The following is a 24047-nucleotide window of genomic DNA, read 5'->3' on the forward strand; positions in this document are numbered from 1 at the left end:
TTAATGCACGTGCGCGGCGCCCTTGGCCTCAAGAGGCAACGCTTCGCCCCGTTCCTTCGCCAGGCGCTTGGCCAGCAAGCCGCCCGCTTCGGCCGCATAGGCGCGGCAGGCGCTGGCGTCGATCAGGGGATTGTCCGTGCCGCTGCGCCTGGCGGCCTTGCCCAGCACGTCCGTTGTGCCCGGATGCACGGGGATGATGATGTCGCATGGCAAGGCGGCCACCTTGGCGATGCTCGCTTCGAACGAAGCCGAAATGTCCGGCGTCTTGCCTTTGCCCGTATAGCGGAAATCGCCGCTGGCATACGGGTTCAGGCTGTCCGCATACACGACGTCCAGGCAACGGTCGCCTTCGCACGAGGTCCACGTCCACGTCGTGCCGCCTGGCGTGTGACCGGGCGTCATGTGCGCCGTCAGGGTCAGCGGCCCCACCTTGACGGTCTCGCCCTCGCCCACCACCTTCACCTTGGCCACTTTCGCGACATGCACGACGGGATTCGCCTGGTACTGCGGATCGTCCTTGCCATTCGTGCCGCTTTGCAGACCCAGCGCACCCGAGGCGCTGGCCATCACGGTGGCGCCGCTGGCCCGTTGTAGCGCGGCAATACCGCCCGCATGATCCCAATGCGCATGCGAATTGAGGATGACTTTCACGTCCTCGATGCGAAAGCCCAGCGCCTTGATGCTGGCGATGATCAACGGCGCCGATTGCGGCAGCGCGCCGTCGAGCAGGATATGGCCCTGCGGACTCGTCACCAGCACGGCGGACAGGCCGGCCGTGCCCACATACCAGCTATTGCCATGGATATTGAATGGCTTGACGGGCGCGTTCCATTCCTTGCAACTGTCGCAATTAACCGGTTTATCCTGCCCAGGCGCCGGCGTCTTCGCCTGCACCGTGCCAGCCGCCATGGTCGCAACCGTCGCCAGCATCAACTTCGCCAATAGTGTCATCTTCATCTCCAGAGTGTCAAAAAGAAGGGCGCGCGCGATGGCGCGCCCAGGGGGGGGTATCAATGCATGCGGCCGGTCCTGTCAGCCAGGGTGTCGCGGATGTGTCCGGCGTCGAGCGAGCGCCGCTGCGCGCCGTCGGCGTCCAGCAGCACCACGGTGACGTGCTTGCCGCCGCTGCGCATGCGCATCGTCAGGCAGCTGCCCGCCTCATGGCTGCTGCCCGTCTTGGACAGCAAAATGTCCCAGTCCTTGCCGCCCACCAGCGGGTTGGTGTTGTGCAGGGTGCGCACCTTGCCATTGACGGCCACACTCGCTTGCGGGTGGCTGGTGATGCGCGCGATGTCGGGATAGCGCGCGGCCGCCGCGACGATCTTCGCCACCTCGCTGGCCGTCGATGTATTCGCGGGCGAACTGCCGACCGGGTCCAGCAAGGTAGTGCGGTGCAAACCCAGGTGGCGGATCTTCGCTTGCAAGGCTTGATGAAACGCCGCGCCGCCGCCGGGATAGGTGCGCGCCAGCGCGGCGGCGGCACGGTTTTCCGATGGCAGCAGCGCCAGCTGCAGCAGCGCGCCGCGCGACACGGCCACGCCATCGGCCAGCAGGCTGTGGCGCTGCATTGAAGAGTCGCCATCGGCGCGCACGATGCGCAGCTGCTCGTCGGGATCGAGTCCCGCGTCCAGCACCACCATGGCCGTCATCAGCTTGGTGATCGAGGCGATGGGCACGACGGCATCCGCATCTTTCGCCATCAGTACCTGGCCCGTGCTGTCGTCAAATACCAGCATGTGTTTCGCGCTGACGGGCAAGTCCAGCATCGCGACGGCGGCCTCGGCCAGGGCCGCCCCGCTGACGGCAGGCTTGTCCTGCACCTGCAACAGCAAGGTGGCGCAGGCCAGCAGCAAGGCCGGCACGGCCAGTTTCCAGCCGGCCGTATCAAGCCCGGGGGCCATCAGGCGTTCTATGCGCGTCAGCAACGCCCCGCCGCGGGCCGACATCAGCAAGCCGGAATGTTGCGGCGCGGCCGCGTGCAGGGACAAGGCATGCAGCGCCGTGGCCAGCTGCTGCGGGTCTTGCAGCGCTTGCGCGGCCAGGGCGTCGGCCACCTGTTCCCGCTCGGCCCGCATGCGCGCCGACAGCCACCAGACGACGGGGTGAAAGAACAGCAGCGCCTCGGCCACGCTTTGCAACAAATTGACCAGGTAATCCCAGCGCCGCACGTGCGCCAGTTCATGCGCCAGCAGCGCTTCGAGCAAGGCAACGGGCATGCCGCTCAGCAGGGCGGCCGGCAGCAGGATGACGGGGCGCCAGAAGCCCACGGTGACGGGGCTGGCCAGTCCCGCATGCAGCTTCAGCGGAATCCGACCACTGCGGCGCAAGCCCATGCGCAGCGCCAGCGCATCGAGGCGCGCCTGCCAGATGGCCGGCGCGGCCACTGCCTGGCGCCGCAGCCTGCCGACCCAGGCCAGACCCAGGCAGAGGCGCAAGCTCATCAGGCCAACGCCGGCGCTCCAGGCCAGCACCAGGGCCGGCATCCATGCTTGCAGCGCGGCGCGCCAGGCGGGCGGCGCAGCCATCGGCAGCTGGGCCAGTGAAGTGCCGGACAGCAGAGACAGCAGATGGACGGCGGGAATACACAGGCACAGCAGCAGCGCCAGCGCGCAGACGGCATAGCGCCAGCGCGCGCTGGAATGGCGCAGCAGCCAGAGCAATACGGCGGAGACGGCGCCGACGATCACGCCTTGCCAGACAAAATACAGCAAGACCCAGCCCAGCGCCGGGACAAGGTTGCCCAACTCGATGCCGAGGCGCAGGTCCAGGTTCATGGCGCCTTGCCATCCTTGCTGCGCAGGATTTTTTCAATTTCCAGGCGCTCCGCGTCGCTCACGTGCTCGCGCAGCGCCGTCAGCACCAGCGCCTTGCCGGAACCGGAAAACACCTTGCCGATCAAGTCCTTGAGCAAGCTCGTTTGCAACTTTTCCTGCGCCTCGACGGCCGCATACAGCTGCGGCCGCTGGCTTTCATCGCGGCTCAGGAGACCCTTGCCATGCATCAGTTGCAACTGGCGCAGCACGGTGGCGTAGCTGGCGTCGGCACGCTCTTCGGCCAGCGCGTCATACACGGCGCGCGCGTCGGACGGACCGCGCCGCCACAAGATGCGCAGCAGGTCCAGTTCGGCGGCCGTGGGATGGGGAGTGGAGGTATTTTTCAGCATGCCGCTAGAATACCGATTCTAGAACGACATGTCTAGAACTTTTTTTCTAGTTCGTGAAAAACTAAAAATCGCGCAGGCGGTCGAACAAGGCATACAGCGCCGCTACCTCGGGCAGTTGCGCCTGCGTCAGCACCTGCTCCAGCGCGACGTAGATTTCATCGCGCTCCACCGTTTCGATGATGCTGGAACGCCGCTCGATCTGGTTGAACACGGCGACATAGGCCGTGACCATTTCCTGCGCCATGGCATGCACAGTCTCGGCATCGCTCACGCCGTCAAGGGTGCGCGCCGTGGTCAGCAGTTTTTTATACGCCTGCGCGGCCTTCCTGGCATACGCCGCCGAGATGTGCTCGCGGCCATCCCAGTCGCGGAACGGGTTGTCCAGGTTTTCCGCCAGCCACTCGGGCTTGCGCGGCCGCGTCACCGACAGGTTCGAGCCCAGCGCCGCCGCCTTTTTATAGCTGGCCTTGATGGCCTTGGCCGCGTCCAGCGGCAGGCTGGCAAGGGACAGGCTGGACAAGGATGGCAACTGCGCCGGAGCGGGAAAGTCGTCAGGGCCGTAGCCAAACAGTTCATACGCGGTGAACGCTTGCAAGCGGGTCAATGTGGCGATGCTGGCCACGTTCGACGCCAGCCCGGGCTTGCCCCAGACGGTCAGCTCAGTCAGCCCGGGGAAACGCTGCGCCACCACGTCGAAATCCACGGCCGGCATCGCGCTCAGCGATAGGTGCATCAATTCATCGAGGCCGTGGAATGGCGCCAGGGCGCCGCCACACTGCAGGCGCAGGAAGCGCCCCGCATGCGCGTCGTCGATGCGCAGCGATGGCGACGGCGTGCCATTCAGTATCAGGGTGCTCAAGCCCTCGTTCAGGCGCAGCGTCTGCAAGCCTTCGGCATGCACGATGAGGCGGCTGACATTGCTGTTGCTTAAGTCGAGTTCACCCACCGTCGATGACTGCCACTGCACTTCATTGATGATGGGGTTGCCGTTGATATAGGCGGCCAGCGCCGCGCTGCCGTGGCGCGTCTCGATCGCCGTCAGGCAAGGCAGCTGGTCCAGTTCGGACAGATCGCCGAGCGCCTGCAGGACGCCATCGCCGATGCGGCTCGTATTCTGGCGCACGGCCTGGCCGCCAATGCGCACTTCCGCGCCCGATGCCGCCTTGAAGCGCTGGCGCCTGTCCGGGTCGACCTGCTCCCAGCGGCGCTGGCGATACAGGCTGTCGCCCATGTGCCAGCCGCCGCTGTAGCTCTTCACTTGCGTATCGACCAGGGGCGCGATATTGGCCACCAGGGTGTAAGTCCGCGGCACCTTGGCATTGACGAAACTGTGGTCGTGGCGGCGGTTCCAGAAATAGTAATCGCACACCAGCGGGCGCATCGCCTGCACGGCCGCCGCATCGGGCAAGGCGTCGCCCGTCCAGTCCAGCTCCAGGACGGCGGCCAGCGGCGCTCTGCCGGACGAAGCGTCGTCCTCGATGGCGGTGACCTGACAAGCCACATACTGCTGCAGCCTGGACGAAAACACGCTGTAAATATCTCCAACCTTGGCAAGCACGCTGACTCCTTGTATCGAACGGTGAGGCCCGCACGATAGCAAAGATTGGCGGTGCGCGGCGTACGCGCCGCCGGCTCAGTCCGCGTGCAGCTTGTGATGCATGCGGCGCAGCCCCAGCCACACGCCGGCCGCCACGAACGGCACCAGCGCGCCGACGAGGATTTCCGGATTCACGGGCAGGCCCAGCACCTTGGCCGCCTTGCCCGTATAGCTGAACAGGCCGATCACATAATACGAAATGGCGGCCACGGACAAGCCTTCCACCGCTTGCTGCAAGCGCAGCTGCTGCGCCGCGCGCGCATTCATCGATTGCAGGATTTGCCGGTTCTGCAATTCCTGCACGATGCCCACGCGCGTGCGCAGCAAGTCATTCGTGTTGGCGATGCGCTGCGCCATCGCTTCCTGGCGGCTGGCCATCGCTGCGCAGGTATTCATGGCGGGCGTCAGGCGGCGGTCCATGAATTCCTCGACCGTGGGCATGCCCTCGATGCGCTCTTCGCGCAACTCGTCGATGCGCGCCTTGACCAGGCCCATGTAGGCTTTCGAGGCGGAAAAACGGTAGCTATTGTCGAGTGACAGCTTTTCAATGCGGGCCGCCAGGCGCGTGATGCGGTCAAGCAAGGCTTGCTCGGCAACGCCCTCGTCCGCCTTGCTGGCACCCGGCGCATCGTCCGTATCGACCATGGCGGCGGCCAGGGTCGCCAGTTCGTTTTCGATGGCGTTCAACGAAGGCGCCGCCTGCATGGCGTAGGGCAAGCCCAGCAAGGCCATCATGCGGTAGGTTTCGATTTCCAGCACGCGCTGCACCAGACGGCCCGACTGCTGCGAGTGCATGCCCGCATCGCGGATGACGAAACGGCTGAAGCCATCGGACTGGATCGTAAAATCCGTCCACAATTCGCCGCCCTGCAACACTTTGCTGCCGGCCAGGGTATTGCCCTCGAACACGCGCGACAAGCCCTGCATGAAAATCTCGGCTGGCTCTGTCGCTTGTTCCAGCACCACGTGCGCGGCCACCATCAGCTTGCCCTTCAAGCCCGCCAGCCACTGCTGCGGCAACTGCTCCAGGGGCATGCGCTCGAACGCCTGCTCCAGGGGCAAGGCGGCACCAGGATGTTCGGCAAACGTAAACGTGGCAAATTCCGTATGGCATTCCCATTTCAGGCGGAAGCGGCCAAAGTCGTAATAAAAATACTTGGCTTCGGCGGCGGGCGGCGTGACGCCGAAATGCGTGCACAGGGCAGCCAGAGTGGCATGCTGGGCCGCCATATTCGACGCACCGGGCGCCGCGCTGTCATCCTTGTAGACGGCCAGATGGGTGATCAGCTCGGGGGCATCGAGCTGCAAAAACGGCCGCGAGTGGATTTCCGCAGCCAGCGGCACGCGCAAGGCGTGGTTCAAACTGGAGTTAATCAAGTGCATGATAGCCAAAGGTAAAGTTGCAAAACTGCTTAGACCCGCGCGCGTGCTGCTGTGCCCGCGACGGAGGTCTGATTGTCACAGTGTAACAAAGCAGGAAGCATGCCACTTTTTTTCAATGCCACTCATGTCGTTTTAATAAGTGCAGTTGCACCCTGCCCCGCCCCTTGGCGGCTGCCCAGCCACCAGAATACGGCGGCGAGCGCCACGGCCGAAGCCTGTCCCAGCGCCAATTTAAAAGCGCTGTCGAACAGCAACGGTGCGACAAAACCGGACACCAGCGCAAACACCAGCATTTGCACGAAGTTTTGCAAGGAGGCGGCCAGGCCCCGCATCTGCGGAAAAATGTCGAGCGTGGACATGGTCATGCCCGGCAAGGCCAGCGACATGCCGAACGCGTACAGCATCACGGGCACGACGGCGAACGGGATGCTGGCCGCGAACCAGTGGTTGTAGATGATATTGAGCGCGCCCGTGGCCGCCATGACCAGCAAGCCCCAGCGCACCAGCACGGTGCTTTTCACCGCATGGGCCAGCTTGCCCGACAGCGCCGAGCCGCCCACCAGGCCGGCCACCATGGGGATGAACATCCAGCCAAACGCCGTTTCCGGCAGGCGCAGCAATTCCAGGATGAAATGCGGGGCCGAGGCGATGTACAGGGCGAAGCCGCCAAAGGCGAAGGCCACGGCCAGCGAACGCAGCAGGAACGCCCGGTGGCGCAAGGCCAGCCAGTAATTGCGCGCAATATTGCCTGGGTGGAAGGGTTGGCGTTGCTCGACGGCTAAACTTTCCGGCAATCCTTTCAGGCAGGCCAGCGCCAGCAGCACCGTGACGGAAAACGTGAAGACGAACGTCGACTGCCAGCCATACGCCACGTGCAGCCAGCCGCCGATGATGGGGGCGATGGCCGGTGCGATGCCGAACACCATCATGATGTTGGCCAGCATCTTTTGCGCGGCCGCACCTGACAGGGTGTCACGCACGATGGCTTGCCCGATCACCCTGCCCGCGCCCGCCGAGGCGCCCTGCATGCCGCGGAAGAACAGCAGCCAGCCAAAGCTCGGTGCAAACGCGGCGCCGATGGAGCCGACGGCAAAGATCAGCAGGGATGCCAGGATCACGGGACGGCGGCCGAACGAGTCGGACAAGGTGCCATAGAACAAGGTCATGAAGGCATAGGCGGCCAGGTAGACGCTCAGGGTTTGCTGCACCAGCACGCTGCTGACGTCGAAATGCGTGCCGATCGCGAGAAACGATGGCAAAAAAGTATCGGTGGCGAACGGACCCAGCATGGCCAGGCCGGCCAGCACCAGGGTCAGCTTGCGCGCCTTCATGCGCCCACCTGCGCAGCATACTGGCGGCACAAGCCGTCGAGAGCCGCCAGCGAGAATTGCGACACATGGCGCGCAATGCTGGCGATGCCCGCCTCGTCATACGTCATTTCCGGCACCACCAGTTCATGCACGATGCGCGACCGGGCATAGAACACGGCCTGGCCGATCACGCTGAACACGCATTTCTGCACCACGTCGTCCGGCATGGCAGGCCCCACCACGCCACGGATCAAGCCCGTAAACAAGGCGTGCTGGGGCCGCACATTGCGCTCGGCCAGCTTGTGGATGGCGGCCGTCGGCTCGATCAGTTCGCGCGCCACCAGGCGGCTGAACAGCGATGCGTGCCCCGAACGCAGCATGTCGGACACGAGCGCCTCGATAGCCAGGCGCAACTGTTCCACAGGCGGCACCTGCGCCCGCGCACTGGCGGCAGCCACGTCGGCGGCCGAGGCCCGCGCCAGTTCGCGCGCATGGTCGAAGGCGGCCAGGTGCAGCTCTTCCTTGCTATGAAAATAGTAATTGACCATCGCCACATTGACTTTCGCCGCCTCGCAGATCCTGCGCACGGAGGTGGCCTTGTAGCCCTCGTCGGCAAACAGGTCCGCCGCCGCCTGCAGGATGCGCGCGCGCGCCGGTTCGCCTTCTTTCTGTTCTGTCATGCCAATCCCATCATTTAAACAGCCGTTTAATATTTTTCAGCATTGTATCAAACAGCTGTTTAATTTTCAAATGGGCGCAAAAAAGCCCGGCGAACCGGGCTTTTCACGGGTGTGGCGGGAAGCTTAGTGCTTCATCGCCGGCATCGGGGCCGAGGCGGCGCCCAGCGGACGGGCCACGGCGGTCACTTCGATGGTTTCGCGGCGCTTGTCTTCGCCCTCGACGACGAGGGTCAGTGGAATCTTGTCACCCGCCTTCACCTGCCCTTTCAGGTCCAGCAGCATCACGTGGTAGCCGCCCGGCTTCAGTTCCACGGCCTTGCCGGCTGGCAAGCTGATTTCCTTGACCTGGCGCATGCGCATCATATTGTCCGTCATGCTCATTTCATGGATTTCCGCCACGCCGGCCACGGGCGAGCGCACTTCCAGCAGGCGCATGGCTTTCGGCGCCGTGATCTGCATGAAGGCGCCCGTGGCTTTTTGCTGCGGCACGGTGGCGCGTACCCACGGGTCGGTAATCTGCACGGAAGTCTGGGCAGCGGCGGAGAAGGACAGCACGGTCAGGGCCGTGGCCAGCAGGGTTTTCAAATGGGTCATGATCATTTCCTCGGTAGTTATAAGGTGTATTTCGATTGCATCAGGGTCTTGATGTCTTGCACGCATTCGTCGCCCGTCAACTGGTGCTTCAAGCCCAGGCGCATGCGTCCCTCGGTATCGAGCACATAGCTGATGGCCGTGTGGTCCATCGTGTACGAGCTGCCGCTCGGTACGCGGCGGTAGAAAACCTTGTAATTGAAGGCCGTCTGCGCCGTCGCCTGCGGGTCCGTGCGCAAGCCCAGGAAACTGGGGTCGAAGGCGCGCATGTACTCGCCCAGCAAGGCGGGCGTGTCGCGTTCGGGATCGATGCTGATGAAGATCACTTGCAGTTTATCCCCATCGGCGCCCAGTTTCTGGCGGATTTCCAGCGCGCGCGACAGGGCCGTCGGACACACGTCCGGGCATTGCGTAAAGCCAAAGAAGACCATTACATACTTGCCCTTGAAATCGGCCAGGGTATACACCTTGCCGTCAGGGCCGCTCAATTTGAAGTCGGGCTTGTAATCGCCTCCCGTCAAGTCGAGGCCGTTGTAATGGGGTTTCGGCGCTTGTTCGCAAGCGGCAAGCGTGAGCAATCCCGCCGTGCCGGCGAGAAGGAAAAGACGACGTTTCATGGTAATTCCAGCCCGATGGGCGTAGTTGAGACAAGTTGGGACGTAGAAGGCGTGACTGCTGCGTTCAGACAGCCAAAGGCGGACCGCGCGGACTGGCGCCCAGCCACGCAAACTGGGGCCGCGGCGCCTGGTAAAACAATGGCGGATAGTGGTCGTGGCCCGTGATGACGGCCAGCGGAGACAAGGTCGGCGGCGGCAGGGCCACGCTGCCCGCATGGTTCATGCAGAAGGGGCAATGCTCGATGTGGTGCAGTACGGAATCGGTGGTGGATTTGACGGCCGGCGCCAGGTCCGCTTGCGTGTAGACGGCGCCGCTGGCCGAGCAGATCTCGACGGCGGCGCTGTTCGCGTTCGCGTGCAGCGAGGCAAACGCATACGACAGGGATGGCGACAGCGCATTGAGCAGTATCGCCAGGCAGGCGAACCACATATGCCACTGTTTGCGCTTCAATAAAGATCCCATGGTCACGATTATAACGGAGTCTGACTATCCGGGCGCCGGCCCGCGCAGGAACAGGCTGGGGCGCACGCCGGCCACGTCCACGCAGGCGTCGCAAAACGCGGGGATCGAGGCGAAACCGGAGCCGGCCGCCACTTGTGCCAGGTCGCGCTCGCCGTGTACGCCGTCGGCGTCCGCTTGCGCCGCCGTGTGCAGCGCGTGCGCCAGGCGCTGCTCGCGCACCAGGCTGAGCAATGCCTCGCCCTCGGAAAACAGGCGCGCCCGGGCCTTGTGCGGCGTCACTTGCCACAGGGCCGCCAGGCGCGCCGCCGTCCATTTGCCTTGCGGCGTATCAAAGATGTGCTGCGCCAGCGCCTGGCTCCAGCGCTTGCCGCCGCCGTGGCCGCCATCCTGCTCGTCGCCTTCCAGCGCCAGGGTGAACACGGCGGGCTTGCCCCGTCCCGGCATCACGTCGCAGGCGAAACGCAAAAAAGCGGGCACGACAAAACTGTCGCCGCTGCCCAGTTTCTTGGTGGTGATTTCATTATGCAAGGTGACAAAACCCTGGCGCACGGTGACGCGCAGCCGGAGCGGAAAGCGCAAGCCCAGCAAGTACAAAGGATGATCGGAAACGAGGGCCATGCGTCAGGTCAAGGTGGTGAACGAGCCGCCAGCATGCCACACATCGCGCACGCAGTCTGTCATCACAGCGACGCCACGCCATAGCGGCGCAAGCCATCGAGGTCGACGACGCGGATCGATTGGTAGGCGATGCTGATCAGTTTCAATTCGGCCAGGCGGCCCAGAGCCAGGTTCACGCGTTGGCGCGAAATGCCGGTCAGCAAGCCAATTTCTTCCTGCGACAGCTCAAGCACGCTGGAGGTGCGCGGGTATAGCATGGGGTGGAACAGCTGCGCGATCGCTTGCGCCACCTGCGCGTCGACGGCCAGCAGGCGCTGGTTCTGGATGGTGGCGATGAATTGCCCCATGCGTTCGTTCAGCTGGCGGATGACGAAGGCGTTAAAGGAAAGGCTCTCGGCCAGCAGCAGATGAAACAGGTCCACCGGCACCAGGATGATGTTCGCGGCGCGCACGGCCACCACGTCGTAGCGGCGCAGTTCGCGCTTGAGCACGCTGCCCTCGCCGCACCAGCCGCCGGCCGGCACGCCGGAAAACGTGGCGCCGCGCCCATCGGCGTTATAGACGGCCAGCTTGATCAAGCCCGTGTGCACGCCGATCCAGTGCGCCGACGGTTCGCCGCGCCGCGTGATGAAGGCGCCCGCCTCGACATGGCGGAGCACGCTGCCGGCGCGCAACAGGGCCTGATGCCCGGCATCGAGGGCCGTGAACCAGTCGTGGCTATCGAGTTCGGGCACCGCACGGTCTACACTATCGTTGCTATCCATTCCATCCTTCAGTTGTCACTAAGATGACAGTGATTTTTCAGCACCGGTGCTATGCTAACCGGTATCAATCCCGAAACAGGGAGCTACAGCATTTTATTTAACAGGAGACAAGCATGACACCTGATTTCAATACCGGCCTCGACAAAAACAGCGCCAACTACGCCGCCCTCACCCCGCTCGACTATATCGCCAGGGCAGCGGCAGTATATGGCAATCGCCTGGCAATTGCACATGGCGCCGTGCGGCAGACGTGGCAGCAAACCTATGCGCGCACGCGCCGCCTGGCCTCCGGCCTCATCAAGCTGGGCGTGGGCACGGGCGACACGGTGGCCGTGATGCTGCCGAACACGCCCGCCATGGTGGAAGCGAGTTTTGGCGTGCCCATGGCCGGCGCCGTCCTCAACGCCCTCAATATCCGCCTCGACCTGGCGGCGCTGACCTTCATGCTGCGCCATGGCCACGCGAAAGTCTTGCTGGCCGATACGGAATTTGCCGGGCTGGCGCGCCAGATGGCGGCGCAGATTCCCGGCCTGCGCGTGATCCAGGTCAATGACGTGCTGGGACCGGAAGTGGAGGCCTTTTCCGACCTCGACTACGAAAGCTTGCTGGCCAGCGGCGACCCCGATTACGACTGGCAGGGGCCTGCGGACGAGTGGGACGCCATCGCCCTCAACTACACGTCCGGCACCACGGGCGACCCGAAAGGCGTGGTCTACCACCACCGGGGCGCGGCCCTGAATGCCCTGTCGAACATCTTAGAGTGGGACATGCCCAAGCATGCCGTGTATTTATGGACATTGCCGATGTTCCACTGCAATGGCTGGTGCTTCCCGTGGACCATCGCCGCGCGCGCCGGCGTCAACGTGTGCCTGCGCAAGTTCGAACCGAAACTGGTATTCGACCTGATGCGCGAATTGCGCATCACCCACTATTGCGCGGCGCCCATCGTGCACGCGGCCCTGGCCAACGCGCCGGCCAGCTGGCGCGAGGGAATCGACTGGACCGTGCGCGGCATGGTGGCCGGCGCGCCGCCGCCGGCCGCCATGGTGGCAAAGATCGAAGCCATGGGCTTTGACTTGATCCACTCGTATGGCTTGACGGAAGTGTACGGCCCCGCCGCCATCTGCGCCGAGCAGGACGAGTGGGCGGCCTTGAGCCAGGAAGAGCGCGCCGTATTAAAGTCGCGCCAGGGCGTGCGCTACCACTTGCAAAGCGCCGTCGCCGTGATCGACCCGGAAACCATGCAGCACGTGGCGGCCGATGGCGAACAGATCGGCGAGATCATGTTCCGCGGCAACATCTGCATGAAGGGTTATTTAAAAAATGAAAGGGCGACGCAGGAAGCGTTCGCCGGTGGCTGGTTCCACACGGGCGACCTCGGTGTCATGTATCCGGACGGCTATATCAAGCTGAAGGACCGCAGCAAGGACATCATCATTTCCGGCGGCGAGAATATTTCCAGCGTGGAAGTGGAAGATGCGCTGTACCACCACCCGCAAGTGCTGGCCGCCGCCGTCATCGCCCAGCCGGACGAGAAATGGGGCGAGACGCCATGCGCCTTCGTCGAGCTGCGCGAAGGGGCCAGCGTGACGGAAGCGGAATTGATCGCCTTCTGCAAGAACAACCTGGCGGGATTCAAGGTGCCGAAAGCCATTTATTTTGGTCCCCTGCCCCGCACGTCCACGGGCAAGATCCAGAAGTTCGAATTGCGCAAGCGCATGCAGTCGGACAAGGCCATCGACGTCTAGGCTTAACCGCCCTTGCCCAGCCACGCCGGCTGCGCCACCGCCAGGCGCGCAAAGCTGGCGATGCTGGCCACGGCGGCAAATCCTGCCGCCAGGCACAGCGCATACGTCGTGCCCCTGGCCGCGGAAACCGTGAAGCAGTAGGCGACCAGCGCGGCGCCCGTCGCTTGGCCGATCAGGCGCGAGGTGGCGACCACGCCGCTGGCGCCGCCTGCCCGCTCGGGCGGCGCGCTGCCCATGATGGCTTTCAGATTGGGCGCCTGGAAAAAGCCGAAACCGATGCCGCACAAGGCCATGCGCCAGCCGATGTCAAACGCGCTCGGGTGCGCCGGTATCCACACCAGGGTCAGCAAGCCGCCGGCCAGCGCCGCCAGGCCGATGCCGCCCAGCACGCCCGGCGAGTACCGGTCGCTGAGGCGCCCGGCCACGGGCGCCATCACGGCCACCAGTGCGGCCCACGGCGTCATCAAAAAACCCGTCTCGACGGGCGAGCGGCCCAGCGTGACTTCAAAATAGAATGGCAGCGAGACGAAGGCCAGCCCTTGCGCGGCAAACGTGCAGATGGCCGTCAGCGACGACAGCAAAAACAGGGGACGGCGGAACAGGTCGATCGGCAGCATCGGTGCCGCATGTCCCGCCTGGCGGCGCAGCAGCAAAACAAAGAACACGGCCACGGCCACCAGTTCCGCCAGCAAGGTCGACAGCGCCGCGTGATGGGCCGCGTCGCCGAACAGCAAAATGAGCAAGCCGAAGGCGCCCACGTTGTACAGCGCCGTGCGCACATCCAGGGTGTGGCCCGAGAGACTGGTGGCCGGCAGCATGCGGCGGGCGAGGAAGAAGCCCGCCACGCCTAGCGGCACATTGATGGCGAACAGCCACGGCCACGACGCCGTCGCCAGGATCAGCGAGGCGGCCGTGGGCCCGATGGCGAACGCGACGGCGACCACCAGCGCATTGTTGCCGAAGGCCCGTCCCAGCAAGTGTTTCGGATACAGGGCGCGCAGCAGCGCCGTATTGACGCTCATCATGGCGCTGGCGCCGACGCCCTGGAACAGCCTTGCCACCACCAGCGACGGCAAGGACCAGGCCAGCGCACAGGCGAGCGACGCCACGGTGAATAACAGCATGCCGGAGATAAACACGCGGCGGTAGCCAGCGATTTCACCCAAGGCGGAGAACGGCAGCAGGGTCGCCACCATGGCCAGCTGGTACACGTTGACGATCCAGACCGAGGCGGCCGGCGTCGTGTGCAGCTCGCTGGCGATGGCCGGCAAGGCCGTGTTGGCGATTGCCGTATCGAGCGAGGCCATGCCCACGCCGATGGCCAGCGCCAGCATGGCCCATACACGGGCGCCGGGCGGCAAGCCGTCCTCGCCCACCATCACGGCTTGCGTTTGCCGCTGCATAGACTGCTGCATAAATACACTACCTGTTCATCTTGCTGATCCGGGCAATACACTAGCATGCATGCAAAAAACCTGCAGAGCAGGCAAGCTTACTTCTGGCAGTCGATCACTTTAAAATCTTTCGAATAACAGATGCGCAGCTCGCCCGAGTGCTTTTCATAGCCGAGCCAGCGGCCCTTCAGTTGCGGGTTGTGCTGCTTCATCCACTGGAACAGCTCGTTTTTCGGCATGGTGGAGTCCGGCAATTTCAAGGCCTGGAACAGCTCGCGCTCCTTCTCGAAATACTGCTTGGCCGTATCGAAATCACAGGCGCCATGCTTTTCCCATTCCCCCTGCAGCAAGGCTTCACCGGGCTGCATGCACATGTAGGGCAGGATCTCGGACGGCGCCAGTTTCGGCAAATTGCCCTTGCAGTAACGCGGATGCAAGTCCGTCTTGCGCGGCGGCGTCACGGAAATGTCGTCGCAGGTGGCGGGATTGGCCGACTGCGCCCACAGGCCATGCACGATCCAGCCGAACTGATTGCTCTCGGCACACTGGAAGGCAGCCTTTTTCGACACGGCGCCGCGGCGGCGCTGGCTGTCGCAAAAGCCTGGCGACCACGACAGCGCCAGCATGAAGTAATCGGTGGGCACGTTGGTGCTTTGCTTGTAGCAGGTGTTTTTCTCGTCCGACGGCTTGACGTCGTAATCGACATAACTGACGTTGCGCGGAATGGCGCAGCTGGCGTCGGCCGCGTGGACGGCGCCAGCGGACAGGCTGAGGAAAACGGCGGCCAGCGCGGGCACAACAGTTCGAAATTGCATCAGGTTTCCTTTTCAGAATATAAAACGCCGGCAACTGCGTGCCGGCGCGGTATTAAAATGACACCGTCAATTTAGCAGACGGTGTGCATCCAGCCGTGGGTATCCGGTGCCGTGCCATGCTGCAAGCCCAGCAGCGCTTCGCGCAGGGCCAGGGTGACGGCGCCGTTTTCATTGTTGTTGATGGTCATTTCAAAGCCATTCGCCTTGGCTACGCCCACGGGCGTGATGACGGCGGCCGTGCCGCAGGCAAACACTTCCGTCATGCGGCCCGAAGCGATGTCGTCGCGCCATTGCTGGACCGACAATTTACGCTCTTGCGTCGCATAGCCGAGGTCTTTCGCCATTTCCAGCAGGCTGCGGCGGGTGATGCCTGGCAGTAAAGTGCCCGTCAGTTCCGGCGTCACCACCGTGATTTTCTCGCCATCCTTGTAGACGAAGAAGAGGTTCATGCCGCCCATTTCTTCGATGAATTCGCGGTGCACGGCGTCGAGCCAGACGACCTGGTCGCAGCCCTTCTCTTGCGCTTGCGACTGGGCCATGAGACTGGCCGCGTAGTTGCCTGCGCACTTGGCTTCACCGGTGCCGCCGGGCGCGGCGCGCACGAAGTCTTCGCTGATCCACACGGTGACGGGCTTCACGCCTTTCGGGAAATAGGCGCCGGCTGGCGAGGCGAACAGCACGAACAGGTATTCTTCCGAAGGGCGTACGCCCAGGTAAGGATCGGTGGCGATCATCAGCGGACGCATGTACAGGCTTTCGCCCGTGTTCTTCGGCACCCAGTTGCGGTCTTGCGCAATGAGCGCATCGCCCGCTTCCAGGAACAGTTCGACAGGAATGGCCGGCATGGCCAGGCGTGCCGCGCTGCGGTTGAAGCGCTCGGCATTTTGTTCTGGACGGAAAGTCTTGATGCTGCCATCGGGCTGGGCAAACGCTTTATAGCCTTCGAAGATGGCCTGGCCGTAGTGCAGCGATGAAGCGGACGGGTCCAGCATCAGCGGACCGTACGCCTTCAGTTCACCCTGCTGCCACTTGCCGTCACGGTAAGGAATCACCACCATGTGGTCGGTGAAGATGCGGCCGAAGGCGGGATTGACCATGCGCGCGGCGCGCTCGGCGTCGGACAGGGGGTGGGCGGACGGGGTGACGACGAGATTCGGTGTGGAAGTGGTCATGGCGGCAATGGGAACTAGTGAACAGTATCCCTATTGTAGCGCCTATAGCGGCCAATCAGGCAAACGAGGATGGCCCCCGCCTCGCGAAAACAGCGCGCCATCATTTGCGAATGATTCTCGTTTGCGTTACTATGTCAGCCTTCTCTTCCCCGCCATGCCTGATGCCCTGCATGGCAGCGCTATCGAAAGCCGCTTCATGACGACCTCCTCCCTGCCACAACCCCAGCTGCGCGCCAGCGCCGACGATGCGCCGCAGACTCGCCAGCAGCGCCGCCAGCAGCACCAGCGTGCCGCCGCCCCGCAACAACAGCGCTGGCACTGGAGCTGGAAGCAGGTCTGGTTTCAATTGCATTGGTTCATCGGCATCACGGCCGGCACGGTGCTGGTGATCATCGGCCTGAGCGGCGCCACCCTGGCCTTCAAGGAGGAATTGCTCGACCTCATGAACCCCGACGTGCGCCATGTGCCCGTGGAAACACGCGCGCCGCTGACGCCGGCCCAGTTGAGCAACATTGCCGCCGCCGAACACGGCCAGCGCGTGGCTTCCATCACCCTGTATGCGCAGGCGGGCGCGGCGCCACGCCTGTTCTTCGCGCCGAAGAATGGCCAGCGGCGCGGCGCGTCCATTTATGTGCACCCGTACACGGGCGCGACCCAGCCGGCGCTGGCGGGAGCGGGCTTTTTCGAGTGGACGGAGTCCTTGCACCGCTGGCTGCTGCTGCCGCGCGATCCGGGCCGGCAAGTGGCGGGGGCGCTGGCCCTGTGCCTGCTGGGCCTGGCATTGTCGGGCCTGTATCTGCGCTGGCCCCGCCGTCCGCTGGACTGGCGCACCTGGCTGACCTTCGATCCTGCATTAAAAGGCCGCTCGTTTTTGTGGAATCTGCACGCCGTGGCCGGCACCTGGTGCCTGGTCGTGTACGTGGCGCTGACCCTGACGGGCATTTACTGGAGCTATGACGTGGTGCGCGACAATATCGATGCCTGGGCCGGCAAGCCCCCGCGGGTGGCGCAAGCACCGGGCAAGCAAGGCGCGCCGAAGCAGTCATCACCGCCCGTTGACATCGGCCTGGCCTGGAGCAGCTTCCAGCAGCACGCCCCCGGCTGGACCCTGGCCACGCTGCGCCTGCCCGCGCGCGCCGGCGAAGCCGTGCAATTCACGTGGCTGGCCAGCGACGCGCCACACGAGCGGGCGCGCAGCCGCATGAGCATTGCTCCGGCCGATGGCACGCTCACGGAAAACGAACCGTACAGCCAGCAGGCGCTGGGGCCGCGCCTCGTCAACATCATTTATCCGCTGCACATGGGCACGTATTTCGGCTTGCCGGGCCGCATCATCGTCACCCTCGCCAGCCTGGGCCTGCCCCTGTTCGCCATCACGGGCTGGATGCTGTACCTGGGCCGCCGCAAGGCCAAGCGCGCTGTGCAGGCGCAGCGGGCTCTGCTGGCTGACATTGCGGGCAAGACGGACACGGGCTTGCCCACCCTGGTGGCCTACGCCAGCCAGTCAGGCCAGGCCGAACGGCTGGCGCTGGAAAGCGCGCGCGCCCTGCAGCAGGCTGGCGTGGCCGTCGATGTGCAGTCGCTGGAGCGCTTTGATCCCGCGCAATTGCGACAGTACGAGCGGGCCCTGATCGTCGCCAGCACCTTTGGCGAAGGCGAAGCGCCGGACGGCACGCGCCGCTTCGCGCGCCTGCTGCAAGCGACCTCCGGCACGCCGCTGGCGGGACTGGAATTCGGCATGCTGGCCCTGGGCGACCGCCATTACAGCGACTTCTGCGGCTTCGGCCATGCACTGGAGCGGCAATTGCGCGCGCTGGGCGCCACGCCTTGGTTCCCGCTGATCGAAGTGGACAAGCACGACCCCGCCGCCCTGGCCGACTGGTCGCAAGCGCTGGCCCGTTGCAGCGGCAGCGCCATCGACGCCATCGGCGTGCAGGAAGAAGCGTCATATGCCGAGTGGCGCCTGGCGCGCCGCGTGCTGCTCAACCCTGGCAGCCTGGGCGGCGAACTGCATGAGATCACCTTGACGGGCCCGGCCGGCGCCACCTGGGAAGCGGGCGCGCTGGCCGAAATCATCGGATGCAACGCCGATGGCAGCGAGGGTGACGCGCAGGGAGAGCATAAAGCCCGGCATGCGCCGCGCAGCTACTCGCTCGCTTCGCTGCCATCCGATGGCGAACTGCAGTTGCTGGTGCGCCAGGAGCGCCATGCGGGCAGCGAAAACGAGGGGTACGGCCTGTGTTCCGGCTGGCTCACGCGTTTCGCCCCGCCAGGCGCCATCATCCGCCTGCGCCTGCAAGCCAATCCCGCCTTCGCCCCCGCCCTGGTCGACGTGCCCTGCATTTTTATCGGCAACGGTTCCGGCCTGGCGGGCCTGCGTGCGCACCTGCGCGCGCGCCAGCGGGCGGGGCTGGCACGCAACTGGCTGCTGTTTGGCGAACGGCAGCGAGCTTTTGACAGCGTCTGCGGCGAAGAGTTGCAAGGCTGGCTGAACGCTGGCCACCTGGCGCGCCTGGACCGTGTATTCTCGCGCGATGGTGACGAAGGTGGCAAACGTGAATACGTGCAGGACCGCCTGCGCACCAGCACGGCTGAACTGCGCGACTGGCTGGCGCAAGGCGCCATCGTCTACGTATGCGGCAGCCTGCACGGCATGGCGGCAGGAATCGATGCTGTGCTGCAAGAAGTGCTGGGCCAGGAGGGACTCGACGCCCTGCTGGCGGCGGGACGCTACCGCCGCGACGTGTATTGATATACGTCAATCTGCCTCCGGCGCCGCCCGGCTATGTGGGCGGGCGCACAGTCAGCACCAGCCATCGGACTAGAGTGGAGGCATTCCCACCCACCGTCTGCGAGGCACCCCATGAAAAACCCCTGGATGAGCATGTACCTGAGCGCCGCCAACCGCATCGCCAACACGGCGCGCGGCCACGCCACGGCCGCCGTCAAGCGTGAAGCGGCGAAAAATACACGGCAGTTGACGCAAGTGTGGTTCGATTCCTTCCTGCCGCCAACTGGCAAGCCACGACGCAGCCGCAAGGCCAAATAAGCCCCTGGCAACAGGCGAACTGGTGCGGTGCATCACAGCAATTCGTTGACGTCTCCATCAGATGAACTAAACTGCAAGCATGGTAGTACATAAGAAGTGACCGGCAGACGCCGCATCCCCGCGCGCCACCGGGACACCGGGAGACGACCATGTTGACGCTCAAAGTGCTGGCCTGCCTTGCCCTGTCTGCCTTGCTGCTTGTGCCCCTCGTGTTGAGGGATACGATGCAGACGTCGGCCGGGCAGCAGATGCAGGTGCCGAATGTCGATGCGCATGCCATGTGGAGCCATTGGCCTCGGCAATAAGGCGCGGCTGAGAAAACACCGCTGACTGCGTTGCCAGCGGCGTTTTTCAGCGGCGCTCGGTAACGTGCATCATCGATGAAAACCGCTTTGTTGCGGTTGGGGAATTGTTCCTTCTCGCATTTGTTTTTGTCTCGTTTTCCCCATCCCCTCTTCAACAAACTTTTGATCCAGATCATGGATTTCCCCCTTTGCTGCGGCCACACTGGAGCAGTCCGCTTCACATCGCGACGGACTTAACCGGGAGCATCGGCATGGGTATATCGGCTTGGAAAGATGAGATGGCGCTGGGCGTTCCCGCCATCGACGAGGCACATGAGGCGCTGTTTCAGGAGCTGGCGCGGCTGGGGCAGTTGAGCGACCAGCATTTCAGCGTGGCGTTTCGCGAGCTGATTGCGGCCGTCGAGCGCGATTTCCGCGAGGAAGAGGATTTGATGGAACAAATCGCCTTCCCCTCGCTGGCGAATCACCGCGAACAGCATGCGCGCGTGCTCAGCGGCTTGCACCATGCGTGGGCCGCCGTCGATGAAGGCGACCTGGAACAGGGACGCCATGCGCTGTCGCTGCTGCCGCAATGGCTGATCTTCCACCAGGCCACCATGGACCTGGCCCTGGCGGCGGCCCTGGAGCTGGTGCAGCGCCAGCCCAACTAGATCTACAGCAGCAGCACCGTGGCTTGCTCGGGCAGGACGACGCGGTAGTGTCCCGGATATTTGTCTTCGCCGTCGAAAATCTTGCAAAACACGGGCTGATTGATGTCGTTGACGGCCGGTTCATTCATGGGCAAGGTGGCGATCATCTGCTCGCCATCCATCAGCTGCAAGGCGCTGCCCCGCTCGGTCGCGCAAAAGGCCAGCGATTGCACATCGCTGGCGAACGGCCGCTTGTACCACGGCGTGATGGCCCGCACGGCGCGCCGCGCGTCGCGCAGGACTTGCCCCACGCGCGTGACATTCCACGCATCGCGCGCCACGGACGGCTGCAGCACGATATTGGCCGTCAGCTCGCCTCGCCCCTTGTTCACCAGGAAAGTGCCATCTTGCGCGGCGACGTCGTCGTTGAGCGGCACGACAAACACGCCACCGGCAGACACCTTGATCGGCACGGCAGCACCATTGCCTTGCAGGGCCACGCGCACATCGTCGATGGTGGCGCTGAGCTTGGCGGGAATCAGGCGCAGGGCCATGACCACGCTGCCACTCGACACTTGCCACACCTTCCTGGCCGTCAGATAACTCTCGCGGTAAGCCATGAAACGGATGCGCGGCACCTTGGCGTCGCTATTGGCCGTGATCGTCACCGTTTGCGATGGCAAGGCGTCCTCCGCGGGCGCCGGCGCCGCCGACGCAGCAGCTGTGGCGGATGCGGCATCCATGGCGGGCGGCACGCTGGCGCTGTGCAGCGGCGCGGGAACAGCCGGCGGCGGCGCGTGTTCCTGGGCTTGCCCCAGCGACACGACACACAACCATCCGGCACAAGCGATCCATGTACGCATGCATTTCTTTCAATGAGGAAAATATTTTATCAGCGCCTGCATTATCGCAGAAGGCCAGCCTGCGCGCCGCCCTTGGCCTGTCTGCACTCTGTTGGTGCGCACGCTTGATTATTTGGCAAATACAGCCTATATTGATAATGATTCTTATTCACAAAGTGAGGGGAAGCGCGCACCCTTCTTTTCCACTGCCCGACCGCGCCGGGCCTTGCGGTGGAACTGCTATCCAAGCCAGACCACGGGCCAGCCTCATGCCATCCCCCCAGCTACTGCGCACCTCGCCAGACGAGATAGGAACACACACGACTAAAAATACTCCAGGAAAATGATGCAATCGACCACCGCCTTCTCTTCTTCGCGCCAGCCCGCCTTGCGCCCCCTCCCCCGTTTATTACACATCAGCCTGCTCAGCCTTGCCGCTGGCGTGGCCCTGCCGGCCCAGGCCGCCGAAGCCGCGCCGGCCGACGTCACCATGCCGGCCGTCACCGTGACCGGCCAGTCGACAGCGACGACGGAAGGCACGCAATCGTACACGGCAGGCGAAACGCGCAGTGCCACGCGCATGGACCTGTCCTTGCGCGAGACGCCGCAATCGGTCAGCGTCATCACGCGCCAGCTGCTCGACGACCTGGGCGCCGTGCGCCTGGACCAGGCGCTGGCGCAGACGACAGGCATCCAGGTGGGCCAGAACGACACGGAGCGCACGCGGTTTTATGCGCGCGGCTTCGGCATCAACAATCTTCAGATCGACGGCATGGCGCGCGGCGGCAATGCGCCGCTGCAAGACACCATCCTGTACGACCGCATCGAGGTGGTGCGCGGCGCCACGGGCTTGATGGGCGGCACGGGCGACCCCTCGGCCACCATCAACATGATACGCAAGCGGCCGACGCAAGAGTTCCAGGCCAGCGCCGGCCTCATCATGGGGCGCTGGGATGACCAGCGCTTCGAAGCCGACCTCTCCACGCCGCTGAACGCGCAGGGCAGCGTGCGCGCGCGCACGGCCCTGGCCTGGCAAAAACGCGATTCCTATCTGGACATGTATCACGAGCGCAAGACCGTCGGCATGGTCATCCTTGAGGCGGACTTGCGTCCCGGCACCCTGCTGACGGCCGGCGTCGACTTCCAGGACAACACGCCGACAGGCGCCACCTGGGGCGCCGTGCCCTACTGGAATGCGGATGGCAGCCTGGCGAACTTGCCGCGCAACACCAGCCTCACGACGCCATGGAGCACCTGGGCCAACAAGCAGCACACCGTATTCACGTCGCTGGACCAGCGCCTGCCCGGCAACTGGAACATGCACCTGGGCTATGCGCGCACGGAAAGCACGAACCGCACCACCGTCGCCTACGCGGGCGCGGGCTACCCGGACCCGGCCACGGGCAAAGGCATGCGCCTGTGGACGGGCGCCTGGGGCGCGGGCAAGAACACGGGCGACAACTTTGACGTCTACGCCAGCGGCCCGTTCGCCTTGCTGGGGCGCCAGCACACGGCCATCGTCGGCTGGAACGGCGGCAACCAGCGCGCCCGCTCGCTGGGCGGCGAGGCGGAAATCAACTACCCGAACGTCGTCCCCGATTACCGCAGCTGGACGGGCAACATTCCCCGTCCCGTGTTCCACCCGGATGGCTCGCACACGGAAACCGTCACGCGCCTGGCAGGCGGCTACGTGGCCACGCGATTGAGCCTGGCCGACCCGCTGCACGTGATCATCGGCGCGCGCAGCAGCACTTACCGCACGGATACGCGTAACTACAATACGCAAGGCACGTACACGGGCAGCGGCGACTTGGTGGAAACGCGCAATGAAGTCACGCCGTATGTGGGCGCCGTGTTCGATATCAACAAGCAATATTCGGCCTACGCCAGCTTCACGCAGCTGTTCAACCCGCAATCGAGCAAGGACCGCAACAACCAGTTCCTGGCGCCGGAAACGGGCGACAATGCGGAACTGGGCATCAAGGGCGAATTTTATGAAGGCAAGCTGAACGCGTCGGCCGCCCTGTTCCATACGAAGAAAAAGAACATGGCCGAACTGGACGGCACGGTACCGCCCGGCTTTTTGCTGCCCGACGGCGGCCAGGCCATGGTGGCCAATGGCGCCGGCGTGACGGCCAAGGGCGTCGAGTTCGACGTTTCCGGCCAATTATCGCCCGGCTGGGAAGCGAGCGGCGGCTATACCTATCTGCATGCGGCCGAGGCCGATGGCCGCCGCGCCGCCACCACGCAGCCGCGCCATTTGCTGCGCCTGGCCACCAGCTACCGCTTCGACGGTCGCCTGGCAGGCTTGAAGGCGGGCGCCAGCATGACGGCGCAAAGCGCCACCTACAGCGCATCGTGGTACGGCCGCCCGCCATCGGGCGAGATGACGAATATCCCGCAAGCGGCCTATGCACTGGTCAACGCCATGGCCAGCTATGCCATCAACCGCCACGCCAGCGTGCAGCTGAACGTGAATAACTTGCTCGATAAAAAGTACTACCGCACCGTAGGCTTCTACGACAGCGTGTTCTGGGGCGAACCGCGCAACGTCAGCCTGGCCGTGCGCACGGCGTTTTAGGAGCCTATCGCGGTAGGGAGCGTCTTCTGCTGGCAGTTCCTCAGGAGCGCGGACAAGGCGTGAGGAGGACGCGTGGCGAGCCACGCGACGACGATCAACGCAGTCCCCGCTTCCGAGGGGCGCCAGCAGGAGATGTATTCATCTACTGGGATAGGCTCTCAGCACCACCCCTTTAAAGGTGTGTCGTCACAGATGAGATAAAAAACTGCACTCTTTGTAGCAAACATCATCTAACTGGGACAGGAGGACACTGCCATGATGATGAATGCTGTGGTATCGCACTGCGCAAAAATCAGCCCGCTGACTGTAATGGCAAGGCTGGCGCT

22 protein-coding genes are annotated in these 24047 nt (G+C 64.2%); 6 read left to right on the forward strand and 16 right to left on the reverse strand.

The features are described 5' to 3' along the window. The 12 genes from bla to ACP7DW_RS18110 all read right to left on the reverse strand — a co-directional run bounded on the left by bla (position 1) and on the right by ACP7DW_RS18110 (position 11186). Entirely contained in the window at positions 1 to 951 is a 951-nt protein-coding gene (bla, locus tag ACP7DW_RS18055; RefSeq protein WP_426056036.1) for a subclass B3 metallo-beta-lactamase, read from the reverse strand. 59 nt (positions 952 to 1010) lie between these two features. Then, the gene (locus tag ACP7DW_RS18060) at positions 1011 to 2774 is read right to left on the reverse strand and encodes a M56 family metallopeptidase (protein WP_426056037.1); all 1764 of its coding nucleotides are present in this window, start codon (positions 2772 to 2774) and stop codon (positions 1011 to 1013) included. Beyond that, positions 2771 to 3163, reverse strand: a complete 393-nt coding sequence (locus ACP7DW_RS18065) for a BlaI/MecI/CopY family transcriptional regulator (RefSeq protein WP_298408012.1) — start codon at positions 3161 to 3163, stop codon at positions 2771 to 2773. The genes ACP7DW_RS18060 and ACP7DW_RS18065 overlap by 4 nt, the downstream gene beginning before the upstream one ends. 61 nt (positions 3164 to 3224) lie before the next feature. Beyond that, positions 3225 to 4721 (reverse strand): hypothetical protein, encoded by a 1497-nt coding sequence (locus tag ACP7DW_RS18070; RefSeq protein ID WP_426056038.1) that lies wholly within the window; start codon positions 4719 to 4721, stop codon positions 3225 to 3227. 75 nt (positions 4722 to 4796) lie between these two features. Further along, positions 4797 to 6143, reverse strand: coding sequence for a DUF3422 family protein (locus tag ACP7DW_RS18075; RefSeq protein ID WP_298408007.1), 1347 nt, complete (start codon positions 6141 to 6143; stop codon positions 4797 to 4799). Positions 6144 to 6265: 122 nt separating this feature from the next. After that, a complete protein-coding gene (locus ACP7DW_RS18080; protein WP_426056039.1) occupies positions 6266 to 7474 on the reverse strand; it encodes a multidrug effflux MFS transporter in 1209 nt (402 codons plus the stop codon). Beyond that, a complete protein-coding gene (locus ACP7DW_RS18085; protein WP_426056040.1) occupies positions 7471 to 8133 on the reverse strand; it encodes a CerR family C-terminal domain-containing protein in 663 nt (220 codons plus the stop codon). Before ACP7DW_RS18085 ends, ACP7DW_RS18080 begins: the two co-directional genes overlap by 4 nt. 123 nt (positions 8134 to 8256) lie before the next feature. Then, positions 8257 to 8727, reverse strand: a complete 471-nt coding sequence (locus ACP7DW_RS18090) for a copper chaperone PCu(A)C (RefSeq protein WP_426056041.1) — start codon at positions 8725 to 8727, stop codon at positions 8257 to 8259. 17 nt (positions 8728 to 8744) lie between these two features. Then, complete coding sequence (locus tag ACP7DW_RS18095) at positions 8745 to 9341, reverse strand: SCO family protein (protein WP_298407998.1); 597 nt, start codon at positions 9339 to 9341, stop codon at positions 8745 to 8747. A 64-nt stretch (positions 9342 to 9405) separates the two neighbouring features. Beyond that, entirely contained in the window at positions 9406 to 9804 is a 399-nt protein-coding gene (locus ACP7DW_RS18100) for a DUF2946 domain-containing protein (RefSeq protein WP_426085224.1), read from the reverse strand. Positions 9805 to 9828: 24 nt separating this feature from the next. Beyond that, the gene (locus ACP7DW_RS18105) at positions 9829 to 10422 is read right to left on the reverse strand and encodes a hypothetical protein (RefSeq protein ID WP_426056043.1); all 594 of its coding nucleotides are present in this window, start codon (positions 10420 to 10422) and stop codon (positions 9829 to 9831) included. Positions 10423 to 10484: 62 nt separating this feature from the next. Then, positions 10485 to 11186 carry a Crp/Fnr family transcriptional regulator gene (locus ACP7DW_RS18110; RefSeq protein ID WP_426056044.1) on the reverse strand — a complete coding sequence of 234 codons (702 nt, stop codon included), beginning with the start codon at positions 11184 to 11186 and terminating at the stop codon, positions 10485 to 10487. Positions 11187 to 11299: 113 nt separating this feature from the next. On the opposite strand from ACP7DW_RS18110, the gene ACP7DW_RS18115 reads away from it, so the two are divergent. Continuing rightward, on the forward strand, positions 11300 to 12934 hold the full coding sequence (locus tag ACP7DW_RS18115) for an acyl-CoA synthetase (protein WP_426056045.1): 1635 nt from the start codon (positions 11300 to 11302) through the stop codon (positions 12932 to 12934). A gap of 2 nt (positions 12935 to 12936) precedes the next feature. Here ACP7DW_RS18115 and ACP7DW_RS18120 read toward each other — a convergent pair whose 3' ends face one another. The 3 genes from ACP7DW_RS18120 to ACP7DW_RS18130 all read right to left on the reverse strand — a co-directional run bounded on the left by ACP7DW_RS18120 (position 12937) and on the right by ACP7DW_RS18130 (position 16315). Next, positions 12937 to 14349 (reverse strand): MFS transporter, encoded by a 1413-nt coding sequence (locus ACP7DW_RS18120; protein ID WP_426056046.1) that lies wholly within the window; start codon positions 14347 to 14349, stop codon positions 12937 to 12939. Between the two features lie 77 nt (positions 14350 to 14426). Beyond that, complete coding sequence (locus ACP7DW_RS18125; protein ID WP_426056047.1) at positions 14427 to 15143, reverse strand: ribonuclease T2 family protein; 717 nt, start codon at positions 15141 to 15143, stop codon at positions 14427 to 14429. Between the two features lie 71 nt (positions 15144 to 15214). Then, positions 15215 to 16315, reverse strand: coding sequence for a branched-chain amino acid aminotransferase (locus tag ACP7DW_RS18130; RefSeq protein WP_116744072.1), 1101 nt, complete (start codon positions 16313 to 16315; stop codon positions 15215 to 15217). 196 nt (positions 16316 to 16511) lie between these two features. Here ACP7DW_RS18130 and ACP7DW_RS18135 point away from each other — a divergent pair, with 196 nt between their 5' ends. From ACP7DW_RS18135 to ACP7DW_RS18150, 4 genes are all read left to right on the forward strand, one after another. Then, positions 16512 to 19067 carry a PepSY domain-containing protein gene (locus tag ACP7DW_RS18135; RefSeq protein WP_426056048.1) on the forward strand — a complete coding sequence of 852 codons (2556 nt, stop codon included), beginning with the start codon at positions 16512 to 16514 and terminating at the stop codon, positions 19065 to 19067. Between the two features lie 111 nt (positions 19068 to 19178). Continuing rightward, the gene (locus ACP7DW_RS18140; protein WP_099402374.1) at positions 19179 to 19364 is read left to right on the forward strand and encodes a hypothetical protein; all 186 of its coding nucleotides are present in this window, start codon (positions 19179 to 19181) and stop codon (positions 19362 to 19364) included. Between the two features lie 149 nt (positions 19365 to 19513). Next, entirely contained in the window at positions 19514 to 19669 is a 156-nt protein-coding gene (locus ACP7DW_RS18145; RefSeq protein WP_426056049.1) for a hypothetical protein, read from the forward strand. Positions 19670 to 19920: 251 nt separating this feature from the next. Then, the gene (locus ACP7DW_RS18150) at positions 19921 to 20319 is read left to right on the forward strand and encodes a bacteriohemerythrin (protein ID WP_071077924.1); all 399 of its coding nucleotides are present in this window, start codon (positions 19921 to 19923) and stop codon (positions 20317 to 20319) included. 2 nt (positions 20320 to 20321) lie between these two features. On the opposite strand, the gene ACP7DW_RS18155 is transcribed toward ACP7DW_RS18150, so the two are convergent. Then, the gene (locus tag ACP7DW_RS18155) at positions 20322 to 21161 is read right to left on the reverse strand and encodes a hypothetical protein (protein ID WP_426056050.1); all 840 of its coding nucleotides are present in this window, start codon (positions 21159 to 21161) and stop codon (positions 20322 to 20324) included. 325 nt (positions 21162 to 21486) lie between these two features. Here ACP7DW_RS18155 and ACP7DW_RS18160 point away from each other — a divergent pair, with 325 nt between their 5' ends. Next, positions 21487 to 23721 carry a TonB-dependent siderophore receptor gene (locus ACP7DW_RS18160; RefSeq protein ID WP_426056051.1) on the forward strand — a complete coding sequence of 745 codons (2235 nt, stop codon included), beginning with the start codon at positions 21487 to 21489 and terminating at the stop codon, positions 23719 to 23721. The last annotated feature ends 326 nt before the right edge of the window (positions 23722 to 24047 follow it).

The sequence above is a fragment of the Janthinobacterium sp. PSRC1-1 genome (assembly GCF_049897525.1).
GTDB lineage: Bacteria > Pseudomonadota > Gammaproteobacteria > Burkholderiales > Burkholderiaceae_D > Janthinobacterium > Janthinobacterium tructae.